This window comes from Anaerofustis sp. LCP19S3_F7 (genome assembly GCF_052119445.1).
GTDB lineage: Bacteria > Bacillota > Clostridia > Eubacteriales > Anaerofustaceae > Anaerofustis > Anaerofustis butyriciformans.
Map to the genome: position 1 here is coordinate 485,076 of NZ_JBQKFF010000001.1, position 16,887 is coordinate 501,962.

10 protein-coding genes are annotated in these 16,887 nt (G+C 29.3%); 5 read left to right on the forward strand and 5 right to left on the reverse strand.

Features of this window, described 5'->3' with window-relative positions:
* Positions 1 to 24: 24 nt before the first annotated feature.
* Both ACTQYZ_RS02475 and rsmA read left to right on the forward strand, forming a co-directional pair.
* Positions 25 to 1,590, forward strand: a complete 1,566-nt coding sequence (locus ACTQYZ_RS02475) for a putative polysaccharide biosynthesis protein (protein ID WP_441020738.1) — start codon at positions 25 to 27, stop codon at positions 1,588 to 1,590.
* Positions 1,591 to 1,593: 3 nt separating this feature from the next.
* The gene (gene rsmA / locus ACTQYZ_RS02480) at positions 1,594 to 2,460 is read left to right on the forward strand and encodes a 16S rRNA (adenine(1518)-N(6)/adenine(1519)-N(6))-dimethyltransferase RsmA (RefSeq protein ID WP_329382854.1); all 867 of its coding nucleotides are present in this window, start codon (positions 1,594 to 1,596) and stop codon (positions 2,458 to 2,460) included.
* A 29-nt stretch (positions 2,461 to 2,489) separates the two neighbouring features.
* Here rsmA and ACTQYZ_RS02485 read toward each other — a convergent pair whose 3' ends face one another.
* From ACTQYZ_RS02485 to ACTQYZ_RS02495, 3 genes are all read right to left on the reverse strand, one after another.
* A complete protein-coding gene (locus tag ACTQYZ_RS02485) occupies positions 2,490 to 4,394 on the reverse strand; it encodes a YgiQ family radical SAM protein (protein ID WP_441020737.1) in 1,905 nt (634 codons plus the stop codon).
* 1 nt (position 4,395) lies between these two features.
* Positions 4,396 to 5,277, reverse strand: coding sequence for an MBL fold metallo-hydrolase (locus tag ACTQYZ_RS02490; protein ID WP_441020736.1), 882 nt, complete (start codon positions 5,275 to 5,277; stop codon positions 4,396 to 4,398).
* A gap of 95 nt (positions 5,278 to 5,372) precedes the next feature.
* The gene (locus ACTQYZ_RS02495) at positions 5,373 to 6,071 is read right to left on the reverse strand and encodes a class II aldolase/adducin family protein (RefSeq protein WP_329382862.1); all 699 of its coding nucleotides are present in this window, start codon (positions 6,069 to 6,071) and stop codon (positions 5,373 to 5,375) included.
* 312 nt (positions 6,072 to 6,383) lie between these two features.
* Here ACTQYZ_RS02495 and ACTQYZ_RS02500 point away from each other — a divergent pair, with 312 nt between their 5' ends.
* The 3 genes from ACTQYZ_RS02500 (at position 6,384) to ACTQYZ_RS02510 (ending at position 16,041) form a co-directional block, all read left to right on the forward strand.
* Positions 6,384 to 6,863 (forward strand): PTS sugar transporter subunit IIA, encoded by a 480-nt coding sequence (locus tag ACTQYZ_RS02500; RefSeq protein WP_138268917.1) that lies wholly within the window; start codon positions 6,384 to 6,386, stop codon positions 6,861 to 6,863.
* 45 nt (positions 6,864 to 6,908) lie between these two features.
* Positions 6,909 to 7,349: a hypothetical protein gene (locus tag ACTQYZ_RS02505; RefSeq protein ID WP_441020735.1), complete on the forward strand. Its 441-nt coding sequence runs from the start codon at positions 6,909 to 6,911 to the stop codon at positions 7,347 to 7,349.
* Between the two features lie 703 nt (positions 7,350 to 8,052).
* The gene (locus ACTQYZ_RS02510; protein WP_441415957.1) at positions 8,053 to 16,041 is read left to right on the forward strand and encodes a Cna B-type domain-containing protein; all 7,989 of its coding nucleotides are present in this window, start codon (positions 8,053 to 8,055) and stop codon (positions 16,039 to 16,041) included.
* A 79-nt stretch (positions 16,042 to 16,120) separates the two neighbouring features.
* Here the strand turns inward: ACTQYZ_RS02510 and ACTQYZ_RS02515 are convergent, their stop codons facing one another.
* Together ACTQYZ_RS02515 and ACTQYZ_RS02520 are read right to left on the reverse strand one after the other, a co-directional pair.
* Positions 16,121 to 16,402, reverse strand: a complete 282-nt coding sequence (locus tag ACTQYZ_RS02515) for a cupin domain-containing protein (protein WP_441415958.1) — start codon at positions 16,400 to 16,402, stop codon at positions 16,121 to 16,123.
* A 21-nt stretch (positions 16,403 to 16,423) separates the two neighbouring features.
* The gene (locus ACTQYZ_RS02520) at positions 16,424 to 16,876 is read right to left on the reverse strand and encodes a PTS sugar transporter subunit IIA (protein ID WP_441020731.1); all 453 of its coding nucleotides are present in this window, start codon (positions 16,874 to 16,876) and stop codon (positions 16,424 to 16,426) included.
* Positions 16,877 to 16,887 lie beyond the last annotated feature (11 nt).

The following is a 16,887-nucleotide window of genomic DNA, read 5'->3' on the forward strand; positions in this document are numbered from 1 at the left end:
TACTATTTTCAGGAGGAAAGTAATTTGAGTGCTAGTAAAAAGAAAAATTATTTAAAAGGAGCTGCTATTCTTGCTTTTGGTGGAATAGTTGCTAAATTCCTTGGGATGTTTTTAAAACTTCCTTTGGTAAGAATTCTTGGCGATTTTGGTATGGGGCTATACGGAAACGCATACCCTGTATATACATTTTTACTTGCTATTTCTGTTATAGGACTTCCGGTTGCTATTTCAAAAATGGTTTCTGAAAGAATAAGTTTAGGAAAATACGATGGCGCGTATAGAGTATTTAAAGTTGCAATTACGACACTTGCATTAATAGGTGCAGTTTGTACTGCAATAATGATATTTGGAGCACATTTTTTCATATCCGTATTTAAGTGGCATCCAGATACGTATTATTCAATACTTGGTTTGGCATTTGCACCTCTTTGTGTTTGTATTTTGTCATCATTTAAAGGTTTCTTCCAAGGTATGCAAAATATGACACCTCCAAGTATTTCACAAATAGTTGAATCAATAACAAGGGTTGTTGTTGGACTTGGTCTTGCTGTATTTTTATATAAAAAATTTGGTGTTGCATTTGGGGCTGCCGGTGCGACTTTTGGTGCTACTGCCGGTGCTTTGGTTGCCAGTTTATTCTTATTCTTATGTTTTTTAAAGATAAGACCGAGAATAAAAAGACAAATAAAAAATCAAAAAACAAAGTCTACTGAAGATGTAAAAACTATACTTAAGATTTTAGCTGCAATTGCAATTCCTATTACGATTGCTTCCCTTGTTACTTCTTCAATGAATTTAATTAACTCTTTTACTGTTTCTGCATTTTTACAAAAAGCAGGCTTTAGTGTTGAAGAAGCAACAATTTTATGGGGACAATTATCACAAAGAGCTCAGACAATTATAAGTATACCTCTTATATTATCTTCATCTCTTGCTGCCAGCTTGGTTCCGACAATTTCTGAATCTTTTGTAAGAAAAGATACAGAGCAGATAAGACAAAAAACATTTTTAACTTTTAAAGTAGTTTTAATGCTTGCTCTTCCATGTATTGCCGGTCTTATTGTTATGGCAAGTGAAGTTACAACATTATTATTTGGTGATGCGAACGGAGCAAATATGCTTAGATTGTTATCTATAGGTATAGTGTTTACCATGATATCAACTACAATGCAGGGGATATTACAAGGGGTTGGACTATTGAAAGTTCCTGTTAAAAACTTGGCTGTGGGTTGTGTTATAAAACTTATTTTAAATGTAATATTAATACAAATTCCAGCATTAAATATATATGGTGCAATTCTTGGAACGTTAGGCGCCGACTTTGTTGTAGCAAGTCTTGATTATAGGGCTATAAAAAAATTCCTGGGCTCAACATATAAGGGGCTTGGTATGGCTTTTATAAAAAATCTTTTCTGTGCTGCTGTAATGGGGATTATATGTTTCGCATTAAAAACATTCCTTGCAGGATTTTTGAGTAACAGTATTTTAACGGTTATTGTTATAATTGTTGCAATTATTGTTTACTTTGCATTAATATATTTTACTAAAGTGCTTAACATAAAAGAAGTAAGAAGTGTTATAGGGAAATAAAATATGAAAGCAACAAATAAAAATACAATTAACGAAATAACATCAAAATATGATTTTAGATTTAAAAAGGATTTAGGGCAAAACTTTTTAACAGATGAAAATATAGTGCTAAAAATCGTAGATGCCTTAGAATTAAAGAATGACGAAGTTGTTCTTGAAGTTGGTCCCGGTATGGGCAGTCTTACTCAAAAGTTAGCAGATAGAGCATATAAAGTGTATGCTGTTGAAATAGATTCAAGAGCTGTTGAGATGCTTGAAGAAACTTTAAGTGAATATGAAAATATACAAATTATTAATAAAGATATATTAAAAACTAATTTAAAAGATATTTTAGCTGAAGAAATAAAAGAAGGAAGAAAAATAAAATTTATTTCAAATCTTCCTTATTACATCACATCTCCAATTCTTATGAAAGTATTGGAAGATGAAGTTGAGTTTAATAATATTGTTGTAATGCTTCAAAAAGAAGTTGCAACAAGGCTTAACGCAAAAGTAAATTCAAAGGATTATTCATCTTTTACGGTTGCTGTTGATTATTATGCAGATGTTGAAAGATTGTTTAATGTTCCTAAAACTGTATTTGTTCCAATGCCAAAGGTTGATTCTACGGTGCTTAGAATTACACCGAGAAAAAAAGAAGGTATTGAACTTGATGATGAAAAAGTATTTTTTAAAGTCGTTAAAGCTGCCTTTTTAAACAGAAGAAAAATGGTTTTTAACTCTCTTGCTAACGGATTATCTTTAAATAAAGATTTGTTAAAACAAGCTTTGATAAATTCTGGATTAGATGAAAAAGTAAGAGCTGAAAACATAACAATAGAGCAATTTGCGAAACTTTCAAATGAAATAAATTCTTTTATGAATAAATAAAAACATTTTGTGAAAACACAAAATGTTTTTTATTTATATCTTCTTTTTCTGCTGTTTGGTTTTCCTTTGCCGCTTTTGTTTGTTAATTTTTTAGAAGATGTTTTTCTTTTATTGTTTTTATTATTTTTAAATTCTCTCTTTTCAAATATCAAACAGTTTTCATAAGGACCTATTAAATCTGTTCTGCCTATTTTTATAAGAGCTTTTCTTATTCTTTCTTTGTTTTCAGGTTTGTAATATTGCATAAAAGCTCTCTGCGTTTGTTTTTCTTCATATGTTTTTGGAACGAATACTTTTTCATTTGTCAGAGGATTTTTTCCTGTATAAAACATGCAAGTTGATAAAGTTCCCGGTGTTGGATAAAAATCCTGTACCTGTCTTGGTCGTATATTATGTTTTTTCATATACAGTGCAAGCTCCAATGCTCCTTGTATGGTACATCCCGGATGTGATGAAATAAAATATGGAACTAAGTATTGTTTCATGCCAAGTTCTTTGTTTACTTTGTTGTATTTATCTACAAATTTTTCGTAAACTTCTCTTCCCGGTTTCCCCATTTGTTTTAATGTTTTATTGTTTATATGCTCTGGAGCTATTTTAAGTTGTCCGCTTATATGATGTTTTACAAGTTCCTTTAAAACCGTAGGGTCTTTTTCTAAAAGAAGATAATCATATCTTATGCCGCTTCTAACAAAAACCTTTTTTACATTTTTTACATTTCTTGCCGCTCTTAACACATCTAAAAATTCGCTGTGATCAACTTCTAAATTTTTGCAAGGAGAAGGAGATAGGCAAGTTTTGTTTATCCCAACACATGTTCCGTATTTCATTTGTTTTTGACATGAAGGATTTTTAAAGTTTGCTGTTGGTCCTCCTATATCATGAATATATCCTTTAAAACCGTCTATTTTTGTAAGCAATTTTACTTCGTCGATTATGCTTTTTTTACTTCTTGACTGTACCATTCTTCCTTGATGAAATGTTAGAGCGCAAAAAGAGCAGTTACCAAAGCAACCTCTATTTGATGTTACAGAAAATTCTATTTCTTTTATTGCTGGAATTTCTTTTTTGTACATAGGGTGAGGTTTTCTTGCATAAGACAGTCCGTATACTTTATCCAGTTCTTCTCTGTTTAGGGGCATCATTGGAGAGTTTTGGACAAGATAAGTTTTATCCATAAATTGTATTATTGTTTTGCCTGTTATCGGGTCTTGGTTTTGATATTGTACTTTAAAAGCTTTATTATATTTTTCTTTATCTTCGCATACTTCTTTATAAGAAGGGATAATAATTGCATCTTTAATGTTACTTATATCACTGGTCATATAACAAGAGCCTTTAACATCAGTAATATCTTTTAAGTTTTCACCGTTTTTTAGTCTTGTTGCAATTTCTCCCAGTATTTTTTCACCGCTTCCGTATGTTAGCATATCGGCTGTGGAGTCTGTAAGTATGGAGTGTCTTACTTTGTTGTCCCAATAATCATAATGTGCAAATCTTCTAAGGCTTGCTTCTATTCCTCCGATTATTATATTAACTTTTTTGTATGCCATTCTTATCATATTGCAATATACTATTACGGCTCTGTCAGGACGTTTTCCTGCGACTCCGCCTTCTGTATATACATCATCGTTTCTTTTTTTCTTTGATGCCGTATAATGATTTACCATACTGTCTATATTCCCGCTGTTTACAAGGAAAGCATATTTAGGTCTGCCAAGCACCATAAAGGATTCTTTTTCTTTCCAGTTTGGTTGAGGTATAACACCTATGGAAAATCCAATGCTTTCAAGATGTCTGCCTATTATTGCAGTTCCAAAAGATGGGTGATCTATATAGGCATCTCCTGTGACTATAATAAAATCAAGCTCGGATATTCCTCTTTCTTCCATTTCTTTTTTTGTTGTTATTAAAAATTCATTGTTTATTTTCATTTTATTTCCTCAATTTATATAATAAAAAATTATCCTTAAACGTTATATCTATTTTCTTTTTATCTATCAAATAAGATAACATTGCTTTTATTGTTCCCTCAACAAGATTATATTCAACAAAGTTGATTTCAATATTATAATAATCAAACATCTTTTTGGTTATCATATTAAGGCTTAAAGGAACTTTTAAAAACTTACATATTAAGTCAAGTTCTTCTTTTATTTTATTTTCATTAATTTGTATAAGCTCAGTTATGTCTGTTAATGCTTGTTCATGGGTTGGAATGAAAAGTTTTCCTTTTAGTGTTTTTAAATATTCAAGAGTATATAGAAATTCTTCTATGTTATATATTGTTGGGATATGGTAAGTATTTAAAGCTTCTATAGGGAAGAGACTGTCTGCAATAAAATAAATATCATCATCGGTTTTTATTCCTATCATGTCATAACTATGTCCGGGAAGATTAATTATTTCCATTCCCTTTGGGATTTCCTTTAGGTTATATGATAAATTTTCAGTAGGGGTAGCCATTAAAAATTTTTTTTGTATTCTCTTTGGTGGATATGCTCCATAAATAAAAGCTGGTTCAAGTACTGTATATTTTATAAAATGGCTTTCAAATTCACTTGAATATATTTTACAACCTGTTTTATCTTGTAAAATTTTATTGTTCCCTATATGGTCTGCATGAGCATGAGTATTTATTATCCCCTTTAATACCCAGTTATTTTTATTAATAATTTCAAGGATTTTATTTGCTTGTATACCATTCATTGCACAGTCTATTAAAAATATTTCATTATCACTTATTTTATAAATTCCTACGTTGTTTTCACTTTTTATATAGTAAGTGTTTTTTCCAACCTGTATTAATTTGTACATAATTAACCTCTATACTTTTATTATAGATATTTTAACATAAAATTTTAAATAATAAAAAAAGAAAGGCAAAAGCCTTTCTTTTAATTCAAAATTAATTATTTTTTATTTGCAATGTGGTGAGGACCCATTGAATCTGGAGCTGAATATTTTTCTCTTCTTAATTGATATAATTCATCAATAACATCTTGAGGAATTGTAGCTTTTTCAACGATTCCCATAGCTCTTGCTGCAAATTCTTGTTGAGCAATGAATTCTAAGCTTTCCATTCTGTAGTAAGCAGTAAGTACATCAGGACCGTATGTAACAGCACCATGGTATCTCATAAGTACTGCATCATGGTATTCGATGTAGTCTTCGATGTCTCCACAGATATCGAATGTTCCTGGTAAACCATATTTGATTACAGGAATTTCACCTAAGTTAAGTGCAGCTTCTGTACAAATTGGTTTATCTAAAGGCATGTTTGCAGCTGCAAATACTGTACCATATAATGGATGAGCATGAACTACTGCGTTTACGTCTGGTCTTAATTGGTAAATTTTGTAGTGAAGTTTAAATTCGCTTGTTCCTTTCCATGGACCATTTTCTTCTACTAAGTTACCGTCTTTGTCAACGATACACATCATGTCAGGTGTCATGAAACCTTTTGATACACCTGTTGGTGTGATTAGGAAGTTACCATCTTCTAATCTAATTGAGATGTTTCCATCATTTGTAGAACAAAGTTGTCTATCGTACATTTTACGTCCTACATCACAAATCGCTTCTCTTAATTTTTGAATATCTTGACTCATTTTTTCCTCCTGGATATGTTTCTTATTAATTTAACGTTATTATATAACATTTGTTTTTAATTGTAAAGTACTTTTGTTCAAAATTTTTTTTACCATTACATTTGTTACACTAAATATATCGACTTTAATATAAAAATGTTATTTTTTTGTATTTTTAAACCTTTAAAACCGTTTATATATGCACTTTAAAAGATGATGTTCAAAAGGGTATACTGTTTACTTATTGACATTTAAAATTTTTTTTTTTATAATTAATTAAAATAATTATATAAAGAGCTATTTATATTTAGATAGTTTAAGGAGGAGATACCAATGGCAGATTTAGAATTTAACAAAGATCTAATATTTTTCGATGTGGAGGCTGATAGCAATTTAGATGCATTAGATCAAGTTGCACATAAATTATTTGATCTTGGTTATGTAAAAGAAAGCTATATCGAAGCTGTAAAAGAAAGAGAAAAAGTATTCGCAACAGGTCTACCTGTAGAAGATTTTGCAGTAGCAGTTCCTCATACAGATGTTGAACATGTAAACAAACAAAGTATTTGTGTTGCTACACTTAAAAAACCTGTTACTTTTGAAGTAATGGCTGGTGCTGGTGAAAAATGTGAAGTTTCAATTTTATTCATGCTTGCATTAAAAGAACCACATCAACAATTAGCTATGTTACAAACAGTTATTTCTCTAATTCAACAAGAAGATAAATTAAAATCAATTTATGAATCTAAAGATAAAGAGTTAATAATGAAAATCGTTCAAGACGAATTAGCTAAACAAGTAGAAGAAGCATAATAAGTTATAAGAGAATATTTTCTCTAAGAAGGAGTTAGACGTATAATGTATTTAATAATAGTAGATTTTCTGATGCGAATGTCTTTTGGCGAACATCTATATTTTATTTATGAATGGATAGTTGAGCATACATATATTATTGGATGTATAGGCTTTTTATATGGTTGTGTTCTGTTTTATGGTGCTGTTTGTGCGAAAAAATGGATACCAAAAGATTTTAATGATTTTGTATTTATTGAAAGTTCAAAAATACTTAAAACTAATTCATCTATAAGTATTGATGATTTATCAAAGCAAATTTATGATAAATGGGTTGAACATGTTCCTAATTTACCAAGTAAATACAGAATTCCTTCTAAAAAAGGCTGGTGGATTGTTAAACCAACAGTTCAAGCTTTAGAAGAAGACTTAAAAATAAACAGACAATCCATAGTAACTATGTTTAAGAATAATAAAAAAGAAGAGATGGCATCTGAGAAAAATTAAATATATAAAAGCAGATACTTCTGATATACACTATTATATAAATGTGTCTAAGCTGCTTTGTTTAAATTAAGTAAATAAGGGGAAATATAAAAATATTTCCCCTTTATTATTTTTAAAAATCATTTTAATTATCAAATATTATATTTTTAATGTATATTAAAAACAAAAAATAATTTTAATGGTGTTATCACCATAATAATGTTTACTTTTAATTTTATTTCTTTAATATTTTATCATCATACAGTATTCATATGTTTTTTGTTTAAATTTTTTATTTCAAATTTTCTTTATAGATTAAGACATAATAATTTTTTAAATTATATATATTATTAGCTGCTAGTACATTTTTTTACATAAAAGTATTATAGTTAAACGTTTAAACTTATGATAAAATATATATATAAAATGTAGCAAATAAAATATATTACATAAAAGAATTTACTTTAAATAAAAAAGACAAAAAAATAAATAATAATACTTTGTTAATTATAAATGTATTATTATCTATCTGTTACAATTTGTATACGTTTTTTGACAAATTTAATTTATACACTTTGTAACAATATTTATTGTATTTTTTGAGTTTAAAGTGCATATGATTTATACATGATTATTGTTCCAAAATTATTTATTTTAAACTTATTTAATAATTATATATTTTAGTTTGTTTTATCAGTGAAAAAATAGGGAATGGAGGAGTGTTATGCGAAAAAGAACATTAAAAGATAGGTTGTTTTGTGTTTTTTTGTCTTTATTAATTATTTTTACATCATTGCCCTCGAGTATTTTTGCAAAAGTTCAAGATGATGTTTTTGATACAAATGGACAAAAAGATTCTAACATAATTGAAGAAGTTGACACTAATGACGTATATGTAGATTGGGAATTTGAAAACAGTGAAATTACTTCTTCGCAAGAAGGGATACTTAACATTGAAGCTAAGCTTAATACTGATAATGTCAAAGATATTAATTCTGTAAGTGTTGATATTGTTTTGACAAATGATGAAGCAATTGCTTTAGGTATATTATCAGAAGATGGATTGAAATTAAATGAAGATGCTTTTAAAAGTGAAGTAGAAAATAGCGAAAATGGACTTGACTCTTTAGGAAATAATATACTTCCTAAAATGGAAGAAGATAAAAGTGTTCATTTGGTGATTGGACTTGATAAGGAAAATTCTTCTTTATCTTATCAATATAAATTTAATGTGCCAAGTAGTTTAACGCTTCCTTTTACAATTGACGTTGATGAAAATGATATTGTAGTAAATGCAATGGGACAAAGCAGTGAGGCAATTGATGGTGTTAATGTAGAAAAAAATACGAATAAAATTACAATAACCAAAGAAGAACAAAAAGAAGATTTAAATAATGATATTAAAGAAAATAAAGCTTTAAAAGAAACAGAAAGTTTAGAAAACAAAGCTATAGAAGACAGTGTTACAATAAATAGCTATTTAACAAATTTTTCTAAAGAAATTTTTTGGGTGGATAACAATAATGAGTCTTCAATAAGACCAAGTACATCTTCATATTTGCAACCAACATTAAAATTTTCTTTGGATGGTGTTAATTATAAAGAATTAACAGCGGAAAATATGAATGAAATAGGTTTACAAACCTATCCAAAGTTATCTGTTGATAGCACTGGTGTTGGTGTATATACTATTTATACTGGAAATAAGACTTTACCATCAAAAGTTACATATGAAAATATTTATGGGAATAAGACTTCTTATAATGTAAGCTGGGAAATAACACCAAAAGATATAGACGGATATTCTGTTGTTAATTTAACAGATGAAAATAATGACCAATATCCTTCTGTAAATAATATTGGATGGTATTATATTTTGCAAAGAGATATTCGTTTTACATGCGTTGTAAGGATGGGTGAGAATAAACGTTGGGAAGAAGTTAGTAATACTCTTTTAAATGATTTTCAACTTGTGATAGATATTGGAAATGGTAGATTCACTCAAGAATATGTTCTTTCTGAATTTAAAAACACATATTTTACGGAACATCCGGATTCTGATAGTATGACTTTAGCTATTGACGATGCATGGAAATATAATATTGATGGCTCGTTGATTACTTACTATATAGAAGAAATTCCTGACAGTTCAGGTAATGTAGATAATAAAGTATATGTTGAAGAGGTTTTTGAGGAAGGAGATTATTTAGATGTAAGTTATGATAATTCTTCTTCTCCAAATTATGGATTAAAAATAGATAAACTTTATAGTGAAGGAACCGTAATATTAACTTTAACTGGTAAAAAAACATATGAAGCAACAAAAATTTGGCTTGATGACGGTTCTGCTGAAACGAAGAAAAATCGACCAAGTGGTATTTTCCAATTATGGAGATATCGTGAAGGTACATCTTTTTCAACAGCTTCTGTTGTAAGAAATAATGATGGATCAATGGTTGAAATTGAGTTAAATAATAATACTGATGAACAAACTTTAATATTTGAATTGAATGGAAGCCGTGAACTTCCAAAATATGATTCTGAAGGATATGAATATTTTTATGTTTTAAGAGAGTATCTTGAAGGAGATAATGCCGGAAATTATGAGCAAGTATTTGGACGTGTTGATCAAAGTGGAAATATTACAGACAGAGTCGATATAAATGGAGAAATAAAAGATACTACTAATACTTCAGATAGAGTAGGTAATAATGATTTTATATATAATGGTGGTGTAATTACAAATAGAATAAAAGGCAGTATTACAACTCAGGTTACAAAAATTTGGGAAGCTTCTTCATTCCAGTCAGGCTTTGATAATGTGAGCGTTGAATTTACATTACAAAAACGTGTAAAAGGTCAAGAAACATGGACTAATACATCACAAACTCTGGTAATGAGTGACTTTTATGCAGAAAACTTAACCGATACTAAAACAAAGAAAATGTCTAAGTATGATAATTTAGGTAGAGAACTTGAGTATAGATGGGTTGAGAGTGGTGTATTTGTAGATAATCGAGAAAACATTTATAAACCTAACACTGATGGAACGGGTTCTTTTACATTAAATTTGGATGGAAGAGATATTGACTTTATTTCTACACCTTCTATTGATGAAGATAATTCTCAAAATACAATTATTACAAATACAATTGCAAATACAATTAAATATGATGTAATAAAACAATGGGTTAATGCAGAGGGAGAAAAGGCAGAGCCTCCTGAAGGTACAACAGTTTCTTTTAAAATATATCAAATGTTAAATAATGAATATACATATAAAGATCCAATTGCAACGTTTGATATGGACGGTGTTGTAGATGATGAAAAAACATTGGTAAATAAAGAGCTTGGCATTTATGCACAAGAAATTTCTCCTTGGATGGTTAGAGTTACTCCTTTAAGAGAATTTAATGAACAGGGGATGCAGTATGAATATGTACTTATGGAAGCAAAAAATACATATCTACCTAATATGGAAACAATAAGAACTCTTGAAGGATATGAGTCTACGATTATTAATGCACCTGGTCCTGGAAATCATATTTTAGTTACAAAAGGCTGGATAGATGATAGTGATATTGCTCATAGAGAAAATGTTACAATTTCAGTATACAACAGAAAAACTAATGAAAAAATAAATGAAGTTACTTTAGGGGATGGGGTTTGGTTTAAATATGTTGGTATAGGTAATTTAGATGAAGATGATGTGTATATTTTAGAAACAAAAGTAGGGGATACAGATATTCCTTTAGATACATATTTTATGGATCAAGGAGATAATCCTAACTATGATAATCCAATACCTCCTAATGAATATGAAGGTGAAGGTGATAGTAATTATACATCAATTCAATATCAAACAAAGTATCATAAATATGATGTTAAATATACAAGTGAAGAAATAGGCGGAGAAAAGATATATAAAGCTGTTAACAGAAGACTTGGAAATGTTAATTTAACTGTAGAAAAAACATGGACTGATGGAGATGGTTCTTTTCGAGATGAAATTCAAAAGGAATTAAAAAATATAGAGACTGAATATAATGTATCATTATCTTTAGTATTAAAGTTGGATTTTGAAGAAGGAGATATTCCATCATATTATGATATTTCAAGGAATGGTGTTGATGAAACTGATACCGTAACTATTGGTAATTCTGATAATAAGGTTGCTATAGAAGATGATAAAGGAAATAACGTTTCTTCTACACAAAAAATTCTATGGGCAGATGGTGAAAAGGATAAATGCTATTTCTTTAACCTTCCAAAATATGATAGATCAGGTTCTGTAGCAAATTATAAAATAAGTGAAGTATGGGTTGATAAAAACGGAAATGAAGTAGCTTCGTCAACTATAAAAAATAAATATCCAGAATTATATGATTTATATAGTCAATACTCTACTTCTATTGTATATGGCGATTATGTTGTAGGGGATCATTTTGCGAGTGATAATCAAGATATAAATGTTACAAATTCTTTAACAGGTACTAAAACATTAACATGGGAAAAATTATGGAAAGATGAATATGCATATGAAAACGGAAATAGAATGGATTTATATCTTGATATTTACCAAGTAACTCATGAAAAAGATGATAATGGAAATATAACCGAAAAAACTTCATTATATGTTTCAAACTATAGATGGATTTATAGTGATATTGAAGGAAGTGATCCTGTTAATCAATGGAAAGTACTTTTTAATAATGTTCCAAAATATGATGAGTTGGGATATGAAATTATGTACTATGCCGTTGAAAGAACAAATATTGATTTTAGAAAATTTGATTATCAAGTAGGAAATTATTATGTTGTTGATGAAGATACAGGAAATCAACCTATATACTTAGGAACAAGAGATGAAGTAGATAGTGCTTATGAAGATTATGTACTTGATTTATCAAATGTTCAAGATAAGCCAAACATATCTGATTATGCAAACTATGCTTTAATTGAAGGTGGTATCTTTGAAAATACAATATATTCTAATTTAACAATTCAAGGTCAGAAAATATGGTCTGCAGTACCTTCTTCTTATCCAAATGAAGATTTACCTAGCATAACGTTTACCTTGTATCAAAAAGTATCAGGAGACAGTGGTGAAGGAACTCCTGTATCTACTATAACCGTTAAAGACTGGGTTGATATTTATTCTAAAGGTTCTTATTTGTTCCAGGTATTATATTTAGGTGAGAACATTATTGATGAAGATGGTTCTGTGTCTTATGGTGGAAATGGTGAAGCAAAAAAAATACCTAAATATAATGATAAAGGGCAGCTTTACTCTTACGAATTAAAAGAAACTGAAATTCATTGGTCTAATGGTGCAAATCCGGATAAAAGAGATGTATTTGATGATCCGATAGAAAATACGTATTTGATTGATAATATATATAATAGCGAAAAAGGGAAAATTTCAATAAAGAAATTTTTAGAACTTTCAATGGATGAAAATGGTGATCCTGAAGCTTTCCCAGGAGTAAGATTTACTTTATATAGAACTTATACAAAAAATGATGGTACTACATCAGAAAAAGAAGAAGTTTCTTATAAAGTATGGACATCAAGTGAAGTTGAAAATGCATATAATTTAAAACATATGCTTGGACTAAATTCTGATGCGGGTACGGAAACTGACCCTCTTGAAAAAGAAATTGTGTTTGAAGATTTGGATATATATGCTCCAAATGGATCAAAGTACGTTTACTCTGTTGAAGAAAGAAAAGATTATCTTGGTGGATTTAATACATGGGTAGTTAACAGTGATCTTGAAGTTGAAAATATTTCAAGTATAAAAAACGACACATACTTAGGAAATGTGGCACAAAATTTATATCCTGTGAACTCAATATTTGATCCGACACCTATGACAACATTTATAAATGCCCCTGATACAAATAGGGATACGGTAAATATTACAGGTACGAAAGTTTGGAATGACTATAAAGATATATTTGGATTTAGACCTGATGATATTGAGCTTACCCTTTATAAATATGCAAATGAACAACCAGGACAAGGAAATTCAATTCCGGAAGAAAAAGTTGATGAGAGTCTATATAAAATAACTTGGACTCAAAAAGGTGAAAATAATTGGACATATGAAATTACAGGTGATGCTATGGGTGAGCTTGAAAAATATGCTCCAAATGGTATGGTTTGGAAATATGTTGTGAAAGAAACTCTTTCTGCTGATTTAAATTATATCGTTTCTCCTTCAGGTGGTAATAGTTACTTAGGAAAAGTAACGGAAGATAGAAGAGAAAAGGACAATAATGATATAATAATGAACAATTTGTCAAATAATATAACAACAAGTATTCCATATAGTAAAAACTGGGTAGATAATGACGGAAATATAATAGAAAATGATTATTTGGGATTTGATCTTACAGTGGATTTTGAACTTCAAGTAAGTGAAATAGACAGTACAGATAAAACTTATAAATCTGCGGAAGAATATTTTAAAGATAATTTAACTGAAGTGGATTATAATATTATATTTAACGGTTATAAATTTAACAGAAGTTTAACCGGAAGAATAAATGATATTACAATATGGGGAGTAAGTAAAAGTTATGCAAATCTTCCAAGAATTATTGTTAAGAAAGATGCTCAAAATAATGAAGTTACGAGACTTCAATACCGAATTGTAGAAACAGCAATTCACTACGGTAGTGACAGTATATCAAGTCCAACAACAATAAATGTTATTGAAAGAAATGATAGCTCATATACATATGAGTTTGTAAACGGAGGAATGTTTACTCCTGCATATTGGGCAAATGGAAGAGGAACTCCTACGGGAGATCAGACTTATAATGACACTTCAACAACATATAACAACAATACTACAAGGGCTATGTATAACAGATTAGAAACAACAAGTTTTGATTTTACGAAGATTTGGGAAGGCGATAATAATAATATTTATTCTCAAAGACCTAAAAGCTCTCAAAGTGGATATACATGGCAAGCAAACTTCATAGTTCAAAGAAGAACAGCTTCATCTGACTGGGAAAATGTTGAAATACATGCAAATAATCAAACAAGTAAAGATATGGTTATTACAATATATGGTACTGATAAAGAAGAAGATAATCGTGTTACAACAACTGTAAGCGGACTTTTAAAATCTGATGTAAACGGAAATGAATATGAATATAGGGTAAGAGAACTTGGCAGCGATTATACTTTAATAGATGGTCATGTAAAAGATGAAGATATTGTTGGAAATGGAGGAAACAATACTTATAACATTACTTATACAACAACTTATGATAGTAATACTCAAGTAACAAATACTCTTGATTCCACAAAAGTTTATGCTTTGAAGAAGTGGAATCCATCTTCAAGAAAAACTAATGTAACATTGGAAGTAAAATACCTTGCTTCAAATGGAACTTGGAGATCTTTCAATACTCAAGCAAAGGTAACTTTAACAGGTAATCCTGTAAGTAATCCTACAAAACCTTATTACGAATATGAAGAATGGAAAGCAGTATGGAATGATTTACCTCTTGTTGTAAGTGGAAGTAAGCTTGATGCTGACGGACATACGCAGTATAAAGTTTTTGAAACAGTTCCAAGTGGATATGTTCAAGAAAGTACAAGAGAAAGTTCTATAGGTAATTATACTCAGTTTGAATTTGCAAATGTTGAATCAACTTCTTACAGTGTTGAAAAAATTTGGTATGGGGTTGATGTAGCAAAACAAGGTATTGTAAGAGTAGGGCTTTATAGGACGATAGGAGAAATAGGAGACGCTAACAGTGAACCTGTAATGCAAAGTGGTACTTTAAATCAAATGACGGTACTTCTTACAAAGACTAACATAAAAGCAACCTTTAATTCTCTTCCTAAATATGATGAAAATGGTAATGAATATATTTACTATGCAAGAGAGTTATCAATAGATGGAATAAGTATAGAAAATTATGATTATCGCATATTAAATAATGATGAGAATGGTAAAACAACAATAACCAATATAGGTAAAAAAGAAATATCCGGCAACAAAACATGGCTTGACAGTTCAAATGTTTATGATACAAGACCTGAAGATATACAAATTAATATCTTTAGAAGTATAGACGGAAAAGATAAAGTTAAACTTGACATTAAGCCTGTATGGATAAGTAAAGATGGCGATGAGTGGGAATATAAATTTGAAGGGCTTCTTGTGACTGATGACAGTGGAAGAGAGTACACTTATGAAGTTGAAGAGGTTGTTCCTGATGAATATGCCGTAACTTATGACGGATATAATATTACAAATACATTAAATGATACAATAAATATTCCTATTAAAAAGGTTTGGGATGATAAGGATAATTATGATAAAGTTCGTCCTAAGAATATTAAGGTTGAACTTTATGCTGATAATGTAAATGTTGATGAAACAACATTAAAAGGAAAAGGAAATACATGGGAATATGTATTTGAAAATTTACCTGAATATAATTCATTAAACAAGAGAATTGTTTATACATTAAAAGAAGTTTACGTTCCTAATGGATATGAAGTAAGTTATGAAGGTTATACTATAACAAATTATAGAAATGTTGTTATAACTGATGATACTAATGACAGCGGAGTAGATACTTCTGATAGAAATAATATGGGAAGGTATATTGGTTTAGGAGTAATTTCAATAGTTGGTATTATTATAATTACTCTTTTTATCAAAAAAAGAAAAATAAGTTAGTAGTATAAATACAAAAGAAAAAAGAGAGGTTAACCTCTCTTTTTTCTTTTAATTTTAAAGGATATATTATTAAAAACAATTACTTGAAGTCGTGGTCAAAGACAAGGTATTTTTTTATATCTTTTTTTATTTCCCATTCACAGTTCCAATTTGTAGGAAATATTACAAGATCACCTTCTTTAAAAGAAGATATTTCGTTTGTTTCTTTATCCCTTACAAGTCCTTCACCTTTGATGATAAGGCATGCTTCTTGTTTTTCTTTGTAATCCCAATCAAAAACACCTGCTTCATGTTCCCATGTTTCACATGTTCTCATGAACTCTAATTCCTCTTTGTTTGGTTTTCTTATCGTTGCCTTCATTAGTTTTCTCCTTTTGTTTTTTTATTTTACTTCTGTTATCCATTTTTGATGAAACATTTTTTTTATTTCATCAAGTTTTAATTTTTTAGCTTTTAAAAGAAATTCTTTGTCTTGTACTATTTTTATTATTGCAGTTAATAGTTTTAACTGATCTTCATTTCTTTTTAAAGCAATATTAAATATAAACTCAGCTTCAACTGTTTTGGTTGCATCTTCCAAACTGTAAAAAGATACTGGTTCTTTCAATCTTAAAACGCATATTGCTTGTTTATTAACATGAATAGCATCCGTATGTGGGATTGCAACCGGGATAAAACTATTAAGCCCAGTAGGAAATTTTTCTTCTCTTTCGATGCATGCGTCAAAAAAAGATTCTTTAACGTAGCCTTGTTCATAAAGCTGTTTAGAGGTTAGTTTAATCGCTTCTTTCCAATCTTTAGCGCTTCCATCTATTACAATTACGTCGTTAAGCATGGTGACATCCT